This is a genomic window from Rhodovarius lipocyclicus (assembly GCF_009900765.1).
Classification (GTDB): domain Bacteria; phylum Pseudomonadota; class Alphaproteobacteria; order Acetobacterales; family Acetobacteraceae; genus Rhodovarius; species Rhodovarius lipocyclicus.
In genome coordinates, this window is sequence record NZ_JAAABL010000054.1 from 1 (window position 1) to 18,737 (window position 18,737).

Sequence of the window (18,737 nt, forward strand, 5' to 3'; positions counted from 1 at the left end):
ACCGCCGGCAGGGCCGCGGGGGCGGGTGCCGCCGCCGGGGTGCGGGCGGGTGCCCGGCGCGGCGGTGGGCGGCGCTGCGGCTGCTGCTGCTGGGCCAAGCCGGGGCCAGCGGGCAGCAGCCCGGCCAGGATCAGCAGCAGGGCGCGGCGGCGCATTACTCGGCGTCGCTGCGCCCGGCGCGCACAGCCTTGTCGCGGCCGGATTGCGCGGCGGCGATGCCCTCGGCGACCACCGTCCGCAGCTTGCCCTGCAGGTTGGGGTTGCCGGCCACCACATGGCCTTCGGTATAGGGCTCGCCACCCTCCGGGTCGGTCACGAAGCCACCGGCCTCACGCACCAGGATCAACCCGGCGGCGATGTCCCACTTCTTCAGCCCCAGCTCCCAGAACCCGTCATAGCGGCCGGCGGCCACCCAGGCGAGGTCGAGCGCCGCCGCGCCGAAGCGGCGGATACCCGCCACCTGCGGCATCAGCCGGCTGGCGATGGCCAGGAATTCCGGCTTGCGCGGCGTGGCCGCGAAGGGAATGCCCGTGGCGAACACCGCCTCCCGCATGTCCCGGCGAGATGAGACGCGCAGGCGCTTGTCGTTCAGGAAGGCGCCGCCGCCCTTTTCGGCCCAGAACAGCTCGTCGGAGGCGGGGTTGTAGATCACGCCCGCGACGATTTCGCTCTCGGTCTCGCTGATGCGGTGCTCGACGCCGATCGAGATCGCCCAATGCGGGATGCCGTGCAGGAAGTTGGTGGTGCCGTCCAGCGGGTCGATGACCCAGCGGTACTCCCAATCCTCCTGGCCCTGCTCGCCGGTCTCCTCGCCCAGGAAGGCGAAGTGGGGGCGGGCGCGGGCCAGCTCCTCGCGCAGCGTGTCCTCCGCGCGCATGTCGGCCTGGGAGACGAAGTCGCCCGGTCCCTTCACGGAGACCTGCAGCTGCTCCACCTCGCCGAAGTCGCGCAGCAGGCGGCGGCCGGCCTTGCGGGCGGCGGCCACCATCACGTTCAGCTGCGCCGACAGGCGTGAGGCCTGGTTGCTGGAGCGGCTGGCGGCGCGCGGCGCCATGCTGACGGGGGCCTCGCGGTTCTCGCGCGGCTTGCGCGCGGTGCCCAGCGGCGCGCGGGTGGCGGGCTTGTCCTCGGGCCCCGGGCGCTTGGCCGGGGGCTTCTGCAGGCTGAGCTTGCCGGGCTTTTCGTCGCTCACCCCTTGGCGCGCTCCATGTAGGTCGAGTCCTCGGTGCGGACCACGATCTTCTCACCGGCGGTGATGAAGGGGGGCACCATCACCTTCACGCCGTTGGACATCAGGGCCGGCTTGTAGGAGGAGGAGGCGGTCTGCCCCTTCACCACCGGGTCGGCTTCCACGATTTCCAGCACCACGGTGTCCGGCAGGTCCATGGAGACGGGCTCGCCCTCGATCAGGCGGACGTTCACGGTCATGTTCTCGGCCAGGTACGGCAGGCGGTCGCCCAGGATGTCCTTGTGGACCGTGGTCTGCTCGTAGGTCTCGGGATCCATCAGCACCAGGTTCTCGCCGTCGGCGTAGGAGTAGGTGAACTCCTTGTCCTCGGTCGTCAGGCGCTCGACAGTATCGGCGGTGCGCCAGCGCTGGTCCTTCTTGGCCCCGGTCTTGATGTTGCGCATGTCCACCTGGATGATGGCATTGCCCTTGCCGGGGATCATGATGTTCTGCTTGAGGATGGTGTAGCGCTGGCCTTCGAACTCAATGACCATGCCGGCACGCATCTGGTTGGCTTGCATCTTCGCCATGGGCGGGCACCTGCTTCTCGTGGGTGGAGGGTATTCGGGCTGAGAGATTGAAACAGCGGCGCGTGCCTACACGGCGCGGGGCCGCAGGGCAACCCATCTGTGGGCGCGGCCGGGCCGGGCGGCGCGCATACCCCATTCCGGGGATGGGCTTAAGAGGCTGGCAACCGCGGTGCAGCATGCTGGGGCGGACCCCCGTTTGGATAGCGCCGCGGAATGCAGAGCATTCATGTCTCGGGCAGCCTGCCTGCCTCGATCGATGAGAACACCGCCTTCAAGGGCTGGGCGGCCGGCCTGCAGATGCCGGGCGACCCGCGCTCCATCCTGTTCGTGGATGTGGTGGGCACGGCGGATATCTATTTCGACGCCAGCTACGACCGCGATACGGGCGCTGTCTCGGTCTTCAACATCGCCTCCCCGGACTATGAGGGCTTCGTCGCGGCGGGGCGGTCCCCCACCTTGTCCCTGCAGTTGCGGGTGATGTTCAGCGATGGCAGCTGGGGGCTGAGCGACACCACCTGGTCGGTCGCCGTGAACAATGTGGACGACACGCCGCCCCAGTCCCTCACCTTCGCCAGCGGCGGCGGCGCGACACCGGGGGTGGCGGGAGCCGTGATCGGCACGCTGGCGGTGGTGGACCCCGACACGGCGGAGGGCTTCACCTATACCATCGCCGAGGCCGATGCCTGGATGTACGACATCGTGGGCAACACGCTGAAGCTGAAGCCCGGGGTGGCGCTGTCCATGAGCGACGGGCCCTATCGCGCCATCTTCGTCGATGTGTCGGACGGGCATCAATCCAGCGCCTTCCGGCTGGATATCAGGGTGGAGTCCCCGGCGGGCGAAACCGCCGTGCTGGATGTGCTGGACACCTGGGAGAACCGCTTCGGCTTCAGCTGGAAAAGCAGCGACACCGTCTGGGCCGGCCGCGGGCTGTTCGAACTGCAGCGGATGGAATTCTACGGCACCGAGCTGGTCGAGCTGGTGATGCAGGATGGCAACAACCTCTGGCTGGCCAATGCGCAGAAGATCGAGTTCCTGAACGGCACCATCGACCTGAGGCCCGACAGCACGGCCTTTCATGTGGACAGCTATTATCACGCCATTCTGGCCCGGCACCCTGGTGGCGATGAGCTGGGCATGGTCGTGCGCATGATCGACCAGGGAAGCTGGGACTATTCGACCCTGAGCTACCTGCTGGTCAGCAGCCAGGAATTCGGGGTGAGGTACGGCAATGTCTCGAACGAGAATTTCGTCCGGCTCCTGTATCAGAACGCCGCCGGAGACGTGAATGCGGGCGGGGTGCAGTACTGGAAGGGCCAGCTGGATGCCGGGGTGCCGCGCTGGCAGGTCGCCAAATCCTTTTCGGACTGGGACGTGAACCAGGAGAATACCCGCGAGGCCACCCCCTATGGCGAGTATATGACCCGCCCCTGGGCGAGGGAGGTGATCGCGCTGTACGAGGCAGGGCTGGACCGCCTGCCGGACCGCTCCACCTTCGAATACTGGATCAGCGTGCTCAGCTCCGGCTCCATGTCGCTGGGGCAGGTGACGGAACTGTTCGCCGACAGCCTGGAATCCCAGATCCGCTATGCGGGCTACGGCAGCGATGCCTTCGTGCGGGACATGTTCACCCGCGTGCTGGGGCGCGAGGCCGATCCCGGAGGCCTCAGTTACTGGACCTATGTGCTGGACCACCACATCGTCGAGAAGAAGGACGTGATCGCGGCCTTCGGGTTGAGCCAGGAGAATTTCAACCAGATCAACGTCCACCCGCTGGGCTCGCCGTTCTAGAGGCAGGCGGGGCTTGCCGCGCCGCGCCGCGCCGGGCACACCCGCGCCATGGGTTTCACCGTCCTGCAGGTCCTGCCCGCCCTTCAATCCGGCGGTGTGGAGCGCGGCGCGCTGGAGATCGCGGAGGCGATCCTGGCCGCGGGCGGCCGCGCCCTGGTGGCCAGCGCCGGCGGCCGCCTGGTGCCCGCGCTGGAGGCGATGGGCGCCACCCACATCCCCCTGCCGCTGGACGCGAAATGGCGCATCGCGGGCAATGCCGGGCTGCTGGCCACGTTGGTTCGGGAGGAGCGGGTGGATATCGTCCATGCTCGGTCCCGCGCGCCGGCCTGGTCGGCGCTGTGGGCCGCGCGGCGCACCGGGGCGCGCTTCGTCACCACCTGGCACGGCACCTATTCCGAGAACTTCCCGGGCAAGCGCCTGTACAATTCCGTGATGGCGCGCGGGGAGCGGGTCATCGCCATCTCCCGCTTCATCGAGGCGCATGTGCTGGCCCGCCACCCCTGGGCCGCGCCGCGCCTGCGGCTGATCCCGCGCGGGGCGGATACCGCGCTGTTCGACCCCGCCGCGGTGGAGCCCGCCCGGGTGGCGGCCATGCGCGCGGCCTGGGGGGAGGGCCCCTTCATCCTGCTGCCCGCGCGGCTCAGCCGCTGGAAGGGGCAGGCGGTGCTGATCGAGGCGCTGGCGGGGCTTGGCGCCACCGCCGTGCTGCTGGGCGATGGCCGCCCGGCCTATCGCGCGGAACTGGCGGCCCTGGCCGCCGCGCGCGGGGTGCGGGCGGTGTTTCCGGGCCATGTCGCGGACATGCCGGCGGCGCTGCTGGCCGCCGATCTGGTGGTGCATGCCAGCACCCAGGCCGAGGCCTTCGGCCGCAGCGTGATCGAGGCCCAGGCGATGGGCCGCATCGTGCTGGCCGCCGATCTGGGCGGCCCGCGAGAGACGGTGGAGCCCGGCCGCACCGGCTTCCTGACGCCTGCCGAGGATGCCCCGGCCCTGGCCGCCGCGCTGCGCCAGGCGCTGGCCATGCCGGCCGGCGCCCGGGCCGCGATGGGCCAGGCCGCGCGCGCGGCCGTGCTGGCGCATTTCTCCAAGGCCGCGATGCAGGCCGCCACGCTGGATGTGTACCGGGAGCTGTTGTGAGGAGCCTTCACGCCATCGTGAGGAATGGCTCGACAACTCTCTGAAAACACGTTGAACTCCTGATGCCGGTTCAACGCTGAACGACAAAGGTTCCCTGCATGGACAATAGCCCCGTTGGCCGCCTCTCCCGGGTGGCGGCGCTCGCCTTGTTCCTTGGCGCTCCGGCCGCGGCCCTGGCCCAGCCTGCCGGAGCCGTGGTGTTCTCTGTGGATGCGGACCGGGGCCAATGCATCGTCACCCGGCCCTCGCCCGATGGCGGCTTTGATGTGCTGGCGCTCGGTTCCTGTGCGGAGCCCGCGGCGCTGTTCCTGGTGGATGAGGCGGCAAAGCGGGTCCGTGTGGCGCGCGATCCCTCCCTGTGCTTCAGCGATGCCACCGGCGCGGGTGCCGCCCCCTTCGGCGCGTTGGTGCGCGAGTGCTCGGATGACACGGTGGGCCAGTTCTACGCCTTCGATGGCCGGACCGGGCGCTTCCGCCCCCATGACGCGACCGGCGCGCCGGATGATTTCTGCTACTATGCTGCCCGCCCGCAGCGCGGCATCGCCCTGATCCTGGCCAACCTGTGCAAGCTGCCGGCGGTGCGCAGCCGGGTGAACGCCTTCACGCGGCTGCCCGGGCGGGAATAACGGGCGAGCCCCCTTCCGGGGGTGCGGCGCGGGCGGCGATGCGCCATGATGCCTGGCGCGCGATTGGGGCCGCGGTAGCCAAGGTTGACGGAAGCATCGTGAATATCCTGGTCATCAAGCTTGGCGCGCTGGGGGATTTCGTGCAGGGGTTCGGGCCCTATGCCGCGATCCGCGCGGCGCACCCCGGCGCCCGCATCACCCTGCTGACCACGCCGCCCTTCGCGGGGCTGGCCCGGGCCGCCCCCTGGTTCGACCAGGTGTGGGATGACGGGCGGCCGGACTGGACGAACATCCCCGCCGTCTGGCGCTTGGCGCGGCGGTTGCGGGCGGGACGCTTCGCGCGGGTCTATGATCTGCAGACCTCGCCGCGCAGTTCGAAATACCGCTTCTTCGTGGGGCTGCGGGCGGAATGGTCGGGTGTCGCGCGCGGGGCCTCCCACCCCCACGCCAACCCGGACCGCAACGCGATGCACACGGTGGACCGCCAGCGTGAGCAGTTGCAGATGGCGGGCATCACCGCATTCCCGGCCCCCGCGCTGGATTGGCTCGACGCGGACCTCTCCGCCTTCGCGCTGCCGGAACGCTTCGCGCTGCTGCTGCCCGGCGCCTCACCCACCCGACCGGGCAAGCGTTGGCCGCTGGAACGCTTCGCGGAGCTCGCCCGCGCCCTGCCCATGCCCAGTGTGGTGTGCGGCGGCAAGGCCGAGGCCCCCCTGGGCGCCGCCCTGGCCGCGGAGGCCGGCGCGCTGGACCTGACGGGCCGCACCAGCCTGTTCCAACTGGCCGCGATCGCGCGCCGCGCCGCGCTGGCCGTGGGCAATGACAGCGGGCCCACCCACCTGGCGGCGGCGGCGGGCTGCCGCACGCTGGCCCTGTTCGGGGCGGAAAGCGAACCCAGCCGCTGCGGGCCACGCGGGGTGGATGCGGGTTTCATCCGGCATATCCCATTGGCGGAACTGGAAGCGGGCGAGGTGCTGAGGGCGGTCGGGGGAGGCTGACTGGGGAAGGCGCCGCCTTCCCCAAGGGGGGCAAAGACTGGGGAAGGCTCTGCCTTCCCCAGACCCCATCCGCTGGGGAGATAAGATCTCCCCAGGCCCCTGCGAGGAGTTTGGGGCCAGCGCTGACCTTATGTAATTGATATTATTATATAAATTTACCGGAACGAGCTTCGCAGATTCTTCGCTGTCCCCAAACTGATGAAAAGTAATGGGGGGTTCTCGGGGGGGGGGAAGTCATTTCCCCCCGAGTGGGAGTGTGAGGGCAGCGCCCTCACATCCGCCCCGCGGCCCCGGGCGCGATCCACGCCAATTCGCCCTCCGCGAACACCGCCACCGGCTTCGGCGCGTCCTTCCCGCCTTCCACCAGCACCACATCCCCCCGCAGCCCGGGCTTCAGCGCGCCCCGGTCCTTCAGCCCCAGCGCGGCGGCCGGGTTGGCCGAGACCAGGGCCCAGGCCCCCGCCACGTCCAGCACGCCGCGCCGCATCATGATGAAGGGCGCCATGAACAGGGCGGGCCAGTGGTAGTCGCTGGCCAGCACCGTCACCACGCCGCGCTCGGCCAGCGGGGCGGCCGAGGACCAGCCCAGATGGCTGCCGCCGCGCACCACATTGGGCGCGCCCATCACCACGGGCTCGGCGTGGGCGCGGGCGTCGAGCGCCACTTCCTCCACGACCGGGAATTCGCAGATGCCGGCACCCAGGCCGCGGAACATCGCGCGGGTCTCCGGGCTGGCGTCGTCGTGGCTCAGCATGGGGATGCCGGCGGCGCGGGCGGCGGCGGCCAGGGCGTCGCGGCCCGGGACCAGCTCGGCCGCGCGGCGCGCCATGGCGGCGGCGGCCAGGGCATGGATCTCGGCGGCGGGCACGCCGGCGCGGTCTGCGAATTTGGCCAGCTTCACGCTGTCCGGCGCGTGCTTGCTGATGCTGGGGGTATGGTCGTTGAAGCCCAGCAGATGCACGCGGCCGAGGCCGATGGCGGCGATGGCGTCCGGCAGCGCGTCGAAATTGTCGGCCTCGAAGCGCAGGTGGATGCGCAGGTCGGGGCCGGTGGGGCGCGGGGCCTTCAGCAGCGCGCGGAAGGCCGCGAGCGAGCGCAGCCCCGGCTCCCAGGAGAGGGTGACGCCCAGATAGGCGGTGGTGATGCCGCAGCCGATGATCTGGCGGGCCGATTCCTCCAGCGCGAAGCCCGCGTCGAACCCAACGCCCGGGCGGGGTTGCAGGCCGCGCTCATGCGCGTCGCCGTGAATGTCGATGATGCCGGGCAACACCCAGCAGCCGCGCGCGTCGAAGCGGCGGGCGGCGCGGGATGGCGCCTCGGACAGCACCCCTTCCGAGAGCGCCAGCGCAGCGGGCGCCAGCCCCCCTTCGCCCAGGACTTCGCCGCCTTCGATGATCCAGTCGTTCATGCCGTCTCCACTACGATCTGCATGCGGCCCGCGGCATAGCGGGCGATGCTGACTTCCACGGGCGCGCCGCCCGGTTCCACGTTCACCGCCTCGGCCAGCAGCACGGGGCGGGAACGTGCCTGCTCCAGCAGCGACGCCTCATCGGGCGTCGGCATGCGGGCGGTGATGCGGGTGACCTGGCGGCGGTAATCCGGCACGCCACAGGCCGCCAGCGCCGCCGTGATCGAGGGGTTGTCCTTCAGCAGCGCGGGGATGCGCGCGAAGCGCTGGATGGGGAAATGATGGGTGCCGAGCGTCACGGGGCGGTTGTTGGCGAAGCCCAGGCGCTCCACCTGGATGATGCCGCGCTGGTTGCGCCGCAGCTTCAGCAATTCGGCGATGCGCGGTTCGGCCTCGGCCTCGGCCACGCGCAGGATGCGGCCGGAGGGTTCGCGCGACTGCGCGCGGATGATCTCGGAAAACCGGGTGCGGCTGCCGAGCGGGTATTCCACCACATCCTCGGCGACGAAGCTGCCGCGGCCCTGTTCCACGCGCACCAGGCCGCGCGTCACCAGGTCCTCCATGGCGCGGCGGATGGTGTGGCGGTTCACGCCGAAACCCTCGGCCAATATGGCCTCGGTGGGCAGGCGGGCGCCGGCCTCCAGCTCTCCCTGGTGGATGCGCGCCTCGATGCGGGACGCGATCTGCCGCCACAGTGCAACGCCCTCGCCACGGGGCAGGGGGGCCACAAGCGTCATGGAACCTTCAAGCATTCGCGCCCCTTTCGGTGACATCATCCGCATTGACGCTAAACGACGGGATGTGGTGTTGTCTAGACATCCCGAAGATGACCCAGACATTGCACCCCACCCCCGATCTTCCCGAGCGCCGGCGCTGGATGTCCATCCTCGCCCGCGCCAGCGCCGATGCCCTGCGTGAGCATCTGGCCGACGCCCCGCCACTGCCCGCCCACACCCGGCTGAAGGGGCCCGACACCGGCCTCGTGATGCTCCGCGGGCGGGCCGGTGGCGATGGCACCCCCTTCAACCTGATGGAGGCGACGGCCACGCGCTGCACCGTCTCCATGGGTCAAGCCATGGGCCACGCCACGGTGCTGGGCCGCGATGCCGCCCAGGCCGAGCTCGCGGCCGCGATCGACGCGGCCCTGCAACTCCCCGACCTGCGCGCGCCCCTGCTGGCCGCGGTGATCGAGCCGCTGGCCGCCGCCCAGGACGCCGCCCGCGCCGAGACCGCCCGCAAGGCCGAGGCCACCCGCGTCAACTTCTTCACCATGGTGGCGATGCGATGATGCAGCCCGGCTTTTCCGATCCCGTGCTCGATGCCCAGTCCGCCTTCCGTGCGGTGCTGGAGGCGATGAGCCACCCCGGGCGCATCATCCCCGTGGCCCCCGCGCCGCTGCCGCCTGTGCCGCTCTCCCCCGCCATGGGGGCGGTCGCGCTGGCGCTGGCCGATGCCGACACGCCGCTGTGGCACGACGCCGGCGCCGAGGCCGGCGACTGGCTGCGCTTCCATGCGGGCTCCCCCTTGGCCGAGGCGCCGCGGGCCATGTTCCTGCTCGCCACCGGCACGCCGCCCGCGCTGGCCGGGCTGAACCTCGGCACCGAGGAAGCCCCGCAGGAGGGCGCCACCCTGCTGCTGGCGGTGAAGTCCCTGCGTCCCGCCGGCGTGCTGCGCCTGCGCGGCCCCGGCATCCAGCATGAGACCGCGCTGGGCGTGGAGGGGCTGCCCGAGGGCTTCTGGGCCGAGCGCGCGGCGCTGCGCCCGCTGTTCCCGTGCGGGCTCGACATCATCCTGTGCTGCGACAGCCAGATCGCGGCCATCCCCCGCACCACCGAGGTCGTCTGATGTACGTCTCCGTCAAGGGTGGCGAGCAGGCCATCGCCAACGCCCATGCCTGGCTGGCCGAGCGCCGCCGGGGCGATGCGGAACAGCCCGAAATCACCGCCGCCCAGATCGCGGAACAACTGGGCCTGGCGGTGGACCGCGTGATGGCCGAGGGCGCCTGCCTGGACCGTGACCTGGCCGCGCTCGCGCTGAAGCAGGCACGCGGCGACGGCACGGAGGCCGCCTTCCTGCTGCGTGCCTATCGCAACACCTTGCCGCGCTTCGGCTATACCGCGCCGCTGGATACCGGGGCGATGCAGGTGCAGCGCCGCGTCAGCGCCACCTACAAGGACCTGCCCGGCGGGCAGGTGCTGGGGCCGAGCTTCGACTACACCCACCGCCTGCTGGATGTGGCGCTGGCGGGCCAGAATGGCGAGCCGCCCCCCGCGCCCCTGGCCGAGGCCGGGGTGGAGCCGATGCCGCGCGTGACCGGCATGCTGGCCCAGGAAGGGCTGATGGCCCGCGATACCGCCAGCGACGCCGAACCCCCCGACCTGACGCGGGAGGGGCTGCGCTTCCCCGCCAACCGCGCCCTGGCCTTGCAGGCCATGGCGCGTGGGGATGAGGGCTTCCTGCTCGCGCTCGGCTATTCCACCCAGCGCGGCTACGGCAATTCCCACCCCTTCGTGGGCGAGATCCGCATGGGCGCGGTGCCGGTGGAATTCACCCCGCCGGAGCTGGGCTTCGCCATCGACATCGGCGATGTGGTGGTGACCGAATGCCAGATGGTGAACCAGTTCGCAGGCAATGCCGAAACCCCGCCGCAATTCACCCGCGGCTACGGGCTGGTGCCGGGCCAGAATGAGCGCAAGGCGATGGCCATGTCCCTGGTCGATCGCGCCCTGCGCGCGAAGGAACTGGGCGAGGAGCTCACCGCCCCCGCCCAGGATGCCGAATTCGTCCTGTACCACTGCGACAATGTGGAAAGCACCGGCTTCGTCGAGCATCTGAAGCTGCCGCACTACGTCGATTTCCAATCGGAGCTGGAGAAGCTGCGCGGCATCCGCGCCCGCTGGGCCGCCGATCGCGGAGAGACCCCATGAACGCCCCCCTGAACCCCGTCGCCGAACATCTGGCGGGCTATAATTTCGCCTATCTGGACGAGGCCACGAAGCGGATGATCCGCCGCGCCCTGCTGAAGGCGGTGGCCATTCCGGGCCACCAGGTGCCCTTCGGCGCGCGGGAGATGCCGCTGCCCTATGGCTGGGGCACCGGCGGCATCCAGGTGACGGCCGCCGTGCTCGGGCCGCGCGACGTGCTGAAGGTGATCGACCAGGGGGCGGACGACACCACCAACGCCGTCTCCATCCGCCGCTTCTTCGGCCGCGTCGCCGGCGTGCGCACCACCGACCGCACGCGGGAAGCGACGATCATCCAGACCCGCCACCGCATCCCCGAAACCGCCCTGCGGGAGGGGCAGGTGCTGGTCTATCAGGTGCCGATGCCGGAGCCGCTGTTCAAGCTGGAGCCCCGCGTCAGCGAGACCACGCGCCTGCATGCGCTCGGCGATTACGGCCTGATGCAGGTGAAGCTGTATGAGGACATCGTGCAGCATGGCGAGGTCGCCACCGCCTACAACCATCCGGTGATGGTGAACGGGCGCTATCTGATGTCGCCCTCGCCGATCCCGTCCTTCGACAATCCGAAGATGCACATGAACCCGGCGCTGCAATTGTTCGGCGCGGGGCGCGAGAAGCGCATCTACGCCGTGCCGCCCTATACCGAGGTGCGGAGCCTGGATTTCGAGGACCACCCCTTCCGGCCCATCCGCGCGCCCCATGCCTGCGAGCTGTGCGGCAGCACGGAAAGCTATCTGGACGAGGTGATCACGGACGACCAGGGCGGGCGCATCTTCGTCTGCTCCGACACCGATTATTGCGCTGAGAGGAGGGGCGAATGAACCCCCTGTTGGAGGCCCGCGGCCTGAACCTGCGCTTCGGCGCGGTGCATGCGCTGGAGGATGTGTCCCTCGATCTCTACCCCGGTGAGGTGGTGGGCATCGTGGGCGAGAGCGGCTCGGGCAAGTCCTCGCTGCTGAAGGTGCTGGCGGGCATGCAGCCCGCCGATGCGGGCAGCGTGGCCTATACCGATGCCCAGGGCACGGCCCATGACGTGCTGCGTATCTCGGACGCCGCGCGCCGGCGGCTGATGCGCAGCGAATGGGGCTTCGTGCACCAGAACGCGCGCGACGCGCTGCGGATGAACGTCTCGGCCGGCGGCAATGTGGGTGAGCGGCTGATGGCCGCGGGCTCCCGCCATTTCGGGAAGATCCGCGAGGAAGCGGCGCATTGGCTGACGCGGGTCGAGATCGACACCGCCCGCATGGACGACCTGCCGCGCACCTTCTCGGGCGGCATGCAGCAGCGGTTGCAGATCGCGCGCACGCTGGTCACGCGCCCGCGCCTGGTCTTCATGGACGAGCCCACGGGCGGGCTGGATGTCTCGGTGCAGGCCAAGCTGCTCGATCTCATCCGCTCGCTGGTGGCCGATCTCGGCCTCGCGGTGCTGCTGGTCACGCATGACATCGCGGCCGCGCGCCTGCTGTCCCATCGGATCGTGGTGATGCGCCATGGCCGGATCGTGGAGGAAGGCCTGACCGACCGGGTGCTGGACGACCCCCAGCACCCCTACACGCAGCTTCTCGTCAGTTCGGTGCTCGCCGCATGATCATGCTTCGTACGGAAGGTCTCGGGAAATCCTTCACCCTGCATCTGCAAGGGGGGGTGACCATCCCGGTCCTGGAAAATGTCGAGATGACGGTCTCGGCCGGGGAATGCGTGGCGCTGGCCGGGCCCTCGGGGGCTGGCAAATCCACGCTGATGCGGTGCCTCTACGGCAATTACGGCGCCGAGCACGGCCGCATCCTCCTGCGCCACCAGGGCAGGGAGGTGGACCTGACCACCGCCGATGCGCGCCTGATGCGCGAGGTGCGGCGGGATACGCTGGGCTATGTCTCGCAATTCCTGCGCGTGATCCCGCGCGTGGCCACGCGCGACATCGTGGCCGAGCCGCTGATGCTGCGCGGCACGCCCCGCGAGGCCGCACTCGCCCGCGCGACCGAGCTGCTGCGCCGGCTGAACCTGCCGGACGCGCTGCACGGCCTGCCGCCCGCCACCTTCTCGGGCGGGGAGCAGCAGCGGGTGAACCTGGCGCGCGGCTTCGCGGCCGGGCACCCCGTGTTACTGTTGGATGAACCCACCGCCAGCCTGGATGCCGCGAACGCGGAGGTGGTGATAGAGCTGATCCAGGAAGCCAAGGCCGCCGGCAGCGCGCTGGTGGGTATCTTCCACGACCTTCATGTCCGCGACCGCATCGCGGACCGCCTGTTCACCGTAGAGCCGATCCGCAAAGCCGCATGACCCAAGAGACCATTCTGACCAATGCCCGCGTCATCCTGCCCGACGCGGTGATCCACGGCACCGTTCTGATCCGCGATGGCCTGATCGCCGAGGTGGCCGAGGGCCGCAGCCACGCCGCTTCCGCCCAGGATTGCGAGGGCGACGACATCTTCCCCGGCGTGGTGGATGTGCACACAGACAATCTGGAACGCCAGGTGCAGCCGCGCGCCAATGCCCGCTGGCCCAGCCGCAGCGCCTTCATCGCGCATGACGCGCAATGCGCCGCCGCCGGCGTGACGACGGTGCTGGACGCGCTGTGCCTGGGCGACCTCGGCTTCGACCAGGGGCGCGACCAGACCTTCAAGGAAGGCGTGCTGGACCTGACGGAGATGCACGCGACCGGCCTGATGCGCGCCGAGCACCTGCTGCACCTGCGCTGCGAACTGCCCGCCGACGACCTGCCCGGCCTGCTGGACCCGGTGGCGGACCACCCGCTGGTGGCGATGGTCAGCGTGATGGACCACTCGCCGGGCATCGGTCAGTACCGCGACCTGCCGCGCTACATCACCATGCGCGCCAAGCAGACGAGCTGGAGTGTGGAGAAGGTGCAGGCCCAGGTGGACTACCTGCTGGAAAAGCGCAGCCGTATCCTGGAAACCCATCGCCGCTGGGTGCTGGACCGGGTGGCCAAGCGCGACCTGCCGATCGCCAGCCATGACGACGAGTTCCCCGACCAGATCGCCCGCAACGCCGCCGATGGCATCCGCATCAGCGAATTCCCGGTGACCATGGCCGCGGCCCTGGCCGCGAAGGAGCTGGGGGTCGCCACCATCCTGGGCGCGCCCAACATCGTGCGCGGCGGCAGCCACTCGGGCAATGTCTCCGCCATGGAGATCGCCAAGGCGGGCGCGCTGGACACCATCGCCTCCGACTATGTGCCCGCCGCGCTGATCGAGGCGGCCTATGCCTGCGCTGACTGCATGGGCCTGCCGGAAGCCATCGCCACCGTCACCGCCAACCCGGCGCGGATGGCCAAGCTGCACGATCGCGGCCGGGTGCAGGCCGGACTGCGGGCGGATCTGGTGCAGGTGAAACACCATGTGGGCTTGCCCTTCGTGCGCCGCGTGTGGCGCCAGGGCGCACGGGTGGTGTGATGGGCGTTGCGTCCTCGGGGGCGTTGCCCCCGGACCCCCACCAAGGGCTCTGCCCTTGGAACCCGCCAAAGGCCGGGAGGCCTTTGGAAACCGGGAGCTGGAAGTTTGTGGGAGGGGCACCAGGCGCCCGCTGGCCCCGGCGCGCCTTCGCAGCCCCTCCCGCAAACTTCCAGATAACTGATGGGGTCCAGGGGCCTTTCGGCTCCTGGCGCGGGTGCCGGGGGCAGCGCCCCTGGCTGGGGGTCCAGGGGGCGAAGCCCCCTGGGACGCGCCCATGACCGCCACCATGCGTGCCGGCCTCTACTGGGCGCCCGAGCACACCGACCCGTTGCATGCGCTGGGTTCCGCCTGGCTGGGCCGGGACGCGGAGACGGGCGCGCCGGTGCGGCAGCCGCCGGTGCCCGGCCTGGCTGAGATCACGGCGGACCCGCGCGGCTATGGCCTGCATGCCACGCTGAAGCCGCCTTTCCGTCTGGCGCGGCCCTGGGCCGAGCTGTGCCGGGAGGTGGAGGCGCTGGCGGCCTCGATCCGGGTGTTCGCGCTGCCGCCCTTGTCGGTGCGGAACCTGAAGGGCTTCCTGGCCCTGCGGGAGAGCGCGCCGTGCCCGCCGCTGTATGCGCTGGCGGACCGCTGCGTGGAGGCGCTGGACAGTTTCCGCGCCCCGCCCAGCGAGGATGAGCTGGCCCGCCGCCGCCGCGCGAAGCTGAGCGAGCGGCATGAGGCGAACCTGGTCCGCTGGGGCTATCCCTATGTGTTCGAGGATTTCCAGTTCCACGTCACCCTGACCCAGCGGCTGGACGATGCGGCGCGTGAGGCGCTGCTGCCCGCGCTGCTGGCCCATTTCGGCGATGTGCCGGCCATGCCGCGCCTGGTGCGGGAGTTGTGCCTGTTCACCCAGGCGGGCCCCGGCGCGCCCTTCCTGATCGCGGAGCGCTTTCCGCTGAAAGGTGCCTGATGCGGATCATCGAGACCATCGCGGAGCTGGAGGCGATCTATGGCATCGCCAACCTGGCCAGCACCGGCAAGGTGGCGGACCACGTCACCGACGCATACGGCCGCATCATCGAGGCGGCGCCCTTTTGCGCCCTGGCCACGGTGGGGCCGGAGGGGCTGGACTGTTCCCCGCGCGGCGACGCCTTCGGCCTGACCCGCATCCAGGACCGCAAGACGCTGCTGCTGCCGGACCGGCGCGGCAACAACCGCATCGACAGCATCCGCAACATGGTGCGCGATCCGCGCGTGGCGCTGATGTATCTGGTGCCCGGCAGCGGCAACGCGCTGCGGGTGAACGGGCGGGCGATGGTCACGGCCGACCAGGCGCTGCGTGAGAGCTTCTCGGTGGAGGGTGCGCTGCCGCGCACGGTGGCCATCATCACGGTGGACGAGATCTACTTCCAGTGCGCGCGTGCCATCGTGCGGTCGCGCCTGTGGGATCCGGCCTCGCAGGAATTGGCGAAGGGCCTGCCGACGCCCGGCCAGATCCTGCAAACCATGACGCGGGGCGAGATCCAGGCCGAACCCTATGACACCGAATGGCCGCAGCGGGCCGCCGCCACCATGTGGTGACAGCGGGCGGAGGCCGGGCTACCCCTTTCCCCCAAATCCAGGGAGAGTCCGATGCCGCGTTTCGCCGCGAACCTGTCGATGATGTTCAACGAACTGCCGTTCCTCGACCGCTTCGCCGCCGCCCGGGCCGCGGGGTTCGATGCGGTGGAATTCCTCTTTCCCTATGATTTCCCGGCCAAGGAGATCGCGGCGCGCCTGAAGGACAACGGGCTGCAGCAGGTGCTGTTCAACGCGCCGCCCGGCGACTGGGCGAATGGCGAGCGTGGCACCGCCAGCCTGCCGGGCCGCCGGCAGGAATTCCGCGACAGCATCCTGAAGGCGCTGGACTATGCGGGGGAGCTGGGCTGCCCGCGCATCCATGTGATGGCGGGCATGGTGCCGCCCGGCGTCAGCCAGGGCACGCTGACCTGCCTGTACGCCATCAACCTGGCCTGGGCGGCGGAAAAGGCGATCGACCAGGGCGTGAAATGCGTGATCGAGCCGATCAACCAGCGCGACATGCCCGGATACGCCCTGACCGGTGTCGCCAACGCCATCGCGGTGATCGAGGCGGTGGGCCCCGAGCGGCTCGGCCTGCAATTCGACCTGTACCACACGCAGATCACCGAGGGCGACCTGGTGCCGCGCATGAAGGCGGCGCTGCCTTATATCGCCCACATGCAGGTGGCCGACACGCCGGGCCGCAACGAACCCGGCACGGGCGAGGTGAACTGGGATTTCGTGTTCAGGGAAATCGACGCCGCGGGCTTCCGTGGCTGGATCGGCTGCGAATACCGCCCGAAGGGCGAGACCACGGCCGGGCTGGGCTGGTTCCAGCCCTGGCGCGCGCGATAGAAAGGGAAGCGAGCAATGAAGATCGGCTTTGTCGGCCTCGGCATCATGGGCCTGCCCATGGCGCTGAACCTGAAGAATGGCGGCCATGAGATCTACGCGCCCGAGCGCGCCAGCCTGAAGCCCGAGGCGCGCGCGGCCTTCACCATCCTGCCGAGTGCCGCCGAGGTGGCGAAGGCCGCCGAGGTCATCATCGTGATGGTGCCCGACACCCCCGATGTGGAGCGCGCCCTGTTCGCCGAGGGCGGCGTGGCCGAGGGGCTGTCCGCCGGCAAGCTGGTGATCGACATGAGCTCCATCTCCCCCACCGCGACCAAGGATTTCGCGGCCAAGGTGGCGGCGCTGGGCGCCGATTATGTCGATGCGCCGGTCTCGGGTGGCGAGGTGGGGGCCAAGGCCGCGAGCCTGACCATCATGTGTGGCGGGTCGGACGCGGCCTTCGCGCGCGCGAAGCCGCTGTTCGAGCTGATGGGCAAGAACATCACCCTAGTGGGCGGGGTGGGTGCGGGGCAGACCTGCAAGGTCGCGAACCAGATCATCGTGGCGCTGAACATCGAGGCGGTGGCCGAGGCGCTGGTCTTCGCCTCCAAGGCGGGGGCGGACCCGGCCAAGGTGCGCCAGGCGCTGCTCGGCGGCTTCGCCAGCTCACGCATTCTTGAAGTGCACGCGGAACGGATGATTAACCATACCTTCAACCCGGGATTCCGCATCGCGCTGCACCAGAAGGACCTGAACCTGGCGCTGTCGGCCGCGAAGGAATTGGGCGTGGCCCTGCCGCACACGGCCAGCGCGCAGCAGTTGTTCTCCGCCGTTTCAGCCTCGGGTGGGTCGCAGCTGGACCATTCGGGCATGGTGAAGGCGCTGGAGATGCTCGCGGCCCATGAGATTGGGAGCAAGGGCTGAAACAGCTAGGCGGATCGCGGCTCACCCGTTAAGAGTGTATCAAGTTTTGAGGCGTTATCACGGTTTAGTGAGATTCTGTGGCTGAACTAAGCCTCGCATCCCACGGATCCTGGTTGTGGCTCAAAACTGATACCTGCCGGAGGTTGCATGAAGTTCGCCGATGTCGGTCAGCGGTTGCGGGCCTATCGCCTGGAGTCCGGTATGCGTGCGGAGGAGATCGCCGCTCGCCTCGGTGTCTCCCGCGCCGCGCTCTATCGCTATGAGAAGGGCGAGGTCATCAAGCTGGAGACGATCCGGCGCCTGGCCGAGCTGCTGAAGATCTCGCCCCTATCCCTGCTGGGGATCGGGGTGGAGTATTTCACCCGCCCCACCGCCTTCGGGGAGCGCCTGCGCAACCTGGAGGAGCAGGCGGACCAGATTCTGCAGGTGGGCGGGCGGCTGTGCCAGCCCCTGACCACGGACGCCTTCGACGGCGCCCTGGTGGAAGCCTGGACCGAAAGCGCCGAGAAGGCGCCCGACCGCGCCATGGCGCTGACCGCCATCGAGCAGGCGGTGCAGAGCCTGTCCCAGCGCAAGCGCAACTACAACACCCGCCGCCCGAACATGACGGTGGTGCTGGCCGAGAGCACGCTGCGCCGCTTCTTGGAGGACGGGGTCGCCGGTTCCCTGGTGATCCCGGAACGCACCCGCGCGCGCTGCCGCGTGGCCGCGCTGGCCGAGGCCGCGAGCATCGCCCAGCTGATGGAAAGCCTGCCGATCGGCCTGCAGATCGGCCTGGCGCAGGGGGTTGAGCCCTCGGGTAATTTCCGCATCCTGCGCGGGCGGGAGCGCGCCTTCGTGGCGACCAGCCCCTTCCCGGTGGACAGCCTGCCCTGGGTCAGCACCGGCGTGACCAGCATCACCAGCGCGGATGACGCGGTGGCGGCGCACCAGCGCGTGGCGGAAGCGGTGTGGCGCGATGCGCTGAAGGGCAGCGCTGCGGCCGAGCGCGTGCGCGAACTGATCCGCGAGGCCGAGGCGGGCTGAAGGGCGGGGGGCGGCGAGGTTCACAAGGGCGGCCGGCTTTCGCCCGGCCTACTAGGCTCAGGACCCATTAAACTGCTTGCGTTGGGGTCGTTGGATTGATTCAAGGGTGGCGGAGGCCCCCCCCGATGAGCGACCTGTTCTGGCTGACCAAGCAACAGATGCGACGAATTGTGGCCTGCTGCCAGTTCGATGGACACCGAGATAAGGTTTTCCAACCGTATCGGAGGTCCCCATGCAGCGGCGGGTATTCAGTCGGGAGTTCAAAGTTGAGGCGGTGAAACTGGTCCGTGATCGCGGTGTCGCGGTGGCGCAGGCGT

Annotated in this window: 20 protein-coding genes; 16 read left to right on the top strand and 4 right to left on the bottom strand. The window is 69.9% G+C overall.

What is annotated here, in order from left to right; all coding sequences use genetic code 11:
• Positions 1-154 precede the first annotated feature (154 nt).
• Together GT007_RS20110 and efp are read right to left on the bottom strand one after the other, a co-directional pair.
• Complete coding sequence (locus GT007_RS20110) at positions 155-988, bottom strand: inositol monophosphatase family protein (protein WP_236571780.1); 834 nt, start codon at positions 986-988, stop codon at positions 155-157.
• A gap of 200 nt (positions 989-1,188) precedes the next feature.
• Positions 1,189-1,758 (bottom strand): elongation factor P, encoded by a 570-nt coding sequence (efp, locus tag GT007_RS20115; RefSeq protein WP_160123461.1) that lies wholly within the window; start codon positions 1,756-1,758, stop codon positions 1,189-1,191.
• A gap of 213 nt (positions 1,759-1,971) precedes the next feature.
• Here efp and GT007_RS20120 point away from each other — a divergent pair, with 213 nt between their 5' ends.
• From GT007_RS20120 to GT007_RS20135, 4 genes are all read left to right on the top strand, one after another.
• Positions 1,972-3,549, top strand: coding sequence for a DUF4214 domain-containing protein (locus GT007_RS20120; protein ID WP_160123462.1), 1,578 nt, complete (start codon positions 1,972-1,974; stop codon positions 3,547-3,549).
• Positions 3,550-3,597: 48 nt separating this feature from the next.
• Entirely contained in the window at positions 3,598-4,686 is a 1,089-nt protein-coding gene (locus tag GT007_RS20125) for a glycosyltransferase family 4 protein (RefSeq protein WP_160123463.1), read from the top strand.
• Positions 4,687-4,784: 98 nt separating this feature from the next.
• Complete coding sequence (locus tag GT007_RS20130) at positions 4,785-5,312, top strand: hypothetical protein (RefSeq protein ID WP_160123464.1); 528 nt, start codon at positions 4,785-4,787, stop codon at positions 5,310-5,312.
• A gap of 98 nt (positions 5,313-5,410) precedes the next feature.
• The gene (locus GT007_RS20135; protein WP_236571778.1) at positions 5,411-6,310 is read left to right on the top strand and encodes a glycosyltransferase family 9 protein; all 900 of its coding nucleotides are present in this window, start codon (positions 5,411-5,413) and stop codon (positions 6,308-6,310) included.
• A gap of 271 nt (positions 6,311-6,581) precedes the next feature.
• Here GT007_RS20135 and GT007_RS20140 read toward each other — a convergent pair whose 3' ends face one another.
• Together GT007_RS20140 and phnF are read right to left on the bottom strand one after the other, a co-directional pair.
• Positions 6,582-7,718 carry an alpha-D-ribose 1-methylphosphonate 5-triphosphate diphosphatase gene (locus tag GT007_RS20140; protein WP_160123466.1) on the bottom strand — a complete coding sequence of 379 codons (1,137 nt, stop codon included), beginning with the start codon at positions 7,716-7,718 and terminating at the stop codon, positions 6,582-6,584.
• The gene (phnF, locus tag GT007_RS20145) at positions 7,715-8,455 is read right to left on the bottom strand and encodes a phosphonate metabolism transcriptional regulator PhnF (RefSeq protein ID WP_201451989.1); all 741 of its coding nucleotides are present in this window, start codon (positions 8,453-8,455) and stop codon (positions 7,715-7,717) included. Before phnF ends, GT007_RS20140 begins: the two co-directional genes overlap by 4 nt.
• 89 nt (positions 8,456-8,544) lie before the next feature.
• Between phnF and phnG the strand changes: the two genes are divergently transcribed.
• The 12 genes from phnG (at position 8,545) to GT007_RS20205 (ending at position 18,420) form a co-directional block, all read left to right on the top strand.
• Complete coding sequence (gene phnG / locus GT007_RS20150) at positions 8,545-9,006, top strand: phosphonate C-P lyase system protein PhnG (RefSeq protein ID WP_236571779.1); 462 nt, start codon at positions 8,545-8,547, stop codon at positions 9,004-9,006.
• Entirely contained in the window at positions 9,003-9,563 is a 561-nt protein-coding gene (gene phnH / locus GT007_RS20155; RefSeq protein ID WP_160123468.1) for a phosphonate C-P lyase system protein PhnH, read from the top strand. The genes phnG and phnH overlap by 4 nt, the downstream gene beginning before the upstream one ends.
• Positions 9,563-10,645 carry a carbon-phosphorus lyase complex subunit PhnI gene (locus GT007_RS20160; RefSeq protein ID WP_160123469.1) on the top strand — a complete coding sequence of 361 codons (1,083 nt, stop codon included), beginning with the start codon at positions 9,563-9,565 and terminating at the stop codon, positions 10,643-10,645. Before phnH ends, GT007_RS20160 begins: the two co-directional genes overlap by 1 nt.
• On the top strand, positions 10,642-11,502 hold the full coding sequence (locus GT007_RS20165) for an alpha-D-ribose 1-methylphosphonate 5-phosphate C-P-lyase PhnJ (RefSeq protein ID WP_160123470.1): 861 nt from the start codon (positions 10,642-10,644) through the stop codon (positions 11,500-11,502). Before GT007_RS20160 ends, GT007_RS20165 begins: the two co-directional genes overlap by 4 nt.
• Complete coding sequence (gene phnK / locus GT007_RS20170) at positions 11,499-12,269, top strand: phosphonate C-P lyase system protein PhnK (protein WP_160123471.1); 771 nt, start codon at positions 11,499-11,501, stop codon at positions 12,267-12,269. The genes GT007_RS20165 and phnK overlap by 4 nt, the downstream gene beginning before the upstream one ends.
• Positions 12,266-12,961: a phosphonate C-P lyase system protein PhnL gene (gene phnL, locus GT007_RS20175; RefSeq protein WP_160123472.1), complete on the top strand. Its 696-nt coding sequence runs from the start codon at positions 12,266-12,268 to the stop codon at positions 12,959-12,961. The genes phnK and phnL overlap by 4 nt, the downstream gene beginning before the upstream one ends.
• On the top strand, positions 12,958-14,094 hold the full coding sequence (locus tag GT007_RS20180; RefSeq protein WP_160123473.1) for an alpha-D-ribose 1-methylphosphonate 5-triphosphate diphosphatase: 1,137 nt from the start codon (positions 12,958-12,960) through the stop codon (positions 14,092-14,094). Before phnL ends, GT007_RS20180 begins: the two co-directional genes overlap by 4 nt.
• 274 nt (positions 14,095-14,368) lie before the next feature.
• Complete coding sequence (locus tag GT007_RS20185; protein ID WP_160123474.1) at positions 14,369-15,049, top strand: DUF1045 domain-containing protein; 681 nt, start codon at positions 14,369-14,371, stop codon at positions 15,047-15,049.
• Entirely contained in the window at positions 15,049-15,660 is a 612-nt protein-coding gene (locus GT007_RS20190; protein WP_160123475.1) for a pyridoxamine 5'-phosphate oxidase family protein, read from the top strand. Before GT007_RS20185 ends, GT007_RS20190 begins: the two co-directional genes overlap by 1 nt.
• Positions 15,661-15,711: 51 nt before the next feature.
• Positions 15,712-16,494 (top strand): 2-oxo-tetronate isomerase, encoded by a 783-nt coding sequence (gene otnI, locus GT007_RS20195; RefSeq protein ID WP_160123476.1) that lies wholly within the window; start codon positions 15,712-15,714, stop codon positions 16,492-16,494.
• A 15-nt stretch (positions 16,495-16,509) separates the two neighbouring features.
• Positions 16,510-17,394: a 2-hydroxy-3-oxopropionate reductase gene (locus GT007_RS20200; RefSeq protein WP_160123477.1), complete on the top strand. Its 885-nt coding sequence runs from the start codon at positions 16,510-16,512 to the stop codon at positions 17,392-17,394.
• A gap of 147 nt (positions 17,395-17,541) precedes the next feature.
• Entirely contained in the window at positions 17,542-18,420 is an 879-nt protein-coding gene (locus GT007_RS20205) for a helix-turn-helix domain-containing protein (RefSeq protein ID WP_160123478.1), read from the top strand.
• Positions 18,421-18,737 lie beyond the last annotated feature (317 nt).

What these genes read in the sequence shown, in the direction of transcription:
- otnI (WP_160123476.1), top strand. Translation starts at nt 15,712, where the DNA reads ATGCCGCGTTTCGCCGCGAACCTGTCGATGATGTTCAACGAACTGCCG.
- GT007_RS20190 (WP_160123475.1), top strand. Translation starts at nt 15,049, where the DNA reads ATGCGGATCATCGAGACCATCGCGGAGCTGGAGGCGATCTATGGCATC.
- GT007_RS20125 (WP_160123463.1), top strand. Translation starts at nt 3,598, where the DNA reads ATGGGTTTCACCGTCCTGCAGGTCCTGCCCGCCCTTCAATCCGGCGGT.
- GT007_RS20140 (WP_160123466.1), bottom strand. Translation starts at nt 7,718, where the DNA reads ATGAACGACTGGATCATCGAAGGCGGCGAAGTCCTGGGCGAAGGGGGG.
- phnH (WP_160123468.1), top strand. Translation starts at nt 9,003, where the DNA reads ATGATGCAGCCCGGCTTTTCCGATCCCGTGCTCGATGCCCAGTCCGCC.
- GT007_RS20130 (WP_160123464.1), top strand. Translation starts at nt 4,785, where the DNA reads ATGGACAATAGCCCCGTTGGCCGCCTCTCCCGGGTGGCGGCGCTCGCC.
- phnL (WP_160123472.1), top strand. Translation starts at nt 12,266, where the DNA reads ATGATCATGCTTCGTACGGAAGGTCTCGGGAAATCCTTCACCCTGCAT.
- GT007_RS20180 (WP_160123473.1), top strand. Translation starts at nt 12,958, where the DNA reads ATGACCCAAGAGACCATTCTGACCAATGCCCGCGTCATCCTGCCCGAC.
- phnK (WP_160123471.1), top strand. Translation starts at nt 11,499, where the DNA reads ATGAACCCCCTGTTGGAGGCCCGCGGCCTGAACCTGCGCTTCGGCGCG.
- phnG (WP_236571779.1), top strand. Translation starts at nt 8,545, where the DNA reads ATGACCCAGACATTGCACCCCACCCCCGATCTTCCCGAGCGCCGGCGC.
- GT007_RS20160 (WP_160123469.1), top strand. Translation starts at nt 9,563, where the DNA reads ATGTACGTCTCCGTCAAGGGTGGCGAGCAGGCCATCGCCAACGCCCAT.
- GT007_RS20110 (WP_236571780.1), bottom strand. Translation starts at nt 988, where the DNA reads ATGGTGGCCGCCGCCCGCAAGGCCGGCCGCCGCCTGCTGCGCGACTTC.
- GT007_RS20205 (WP_160123478.1), top strand. Translation starts at nt 17,542, where the DNA reads ATGAAGTTCGCCGATGTCGGTCAGCGGTTGCGGGCCTATCGCCTGGAG.
- GT007_RS20185 (WP_160123474.1), top strand. Translation starts at nt 14,369, where the DNA reads ATGACCGCCACCATGCGTGCCGGCCTCTACTGGGCGCCCGAGCACACC.
- phnF (WP_201451989.1), bottom strand. Translation starts at nt 8,455, where the DNA reads ATGACGCTTGTGGCCCCCCTGCCCCGTGGCGAGGGCGTTGCACTGTGG.
- efp (WP_160123461.1), bottom strand. Translation starts at nt 1,758, where the DNA reads ATGGCGAAGATGCAAGCCAACCAGATGCGTGCCGGCATGGTCATTGAG.
- GT007_RS20120 (WP_160123462.1), top strand. Translation starts at nt 1,972, where the DNA reads ATGCAGAGCATTCATGTCTCGGGCAGCCTGCCTGCCTCGATCGATGAG.
- GT007_RS20165 (WP_160123470.1), top strand. Translation starts at nt 10,642, where the DNA reads ATGAACGCCCCCCTGAACCCCGTCGCCGAACATCTGGCGGGCTATAAT.
- GT007_RS20200 (WP_160123477.1), top strand. Translation starts at nt 16,510, where the DNA reads ATGAAGATCGGCTTTGTCGGCCTCGGCATCATGGGCCTGCCCATGGCG.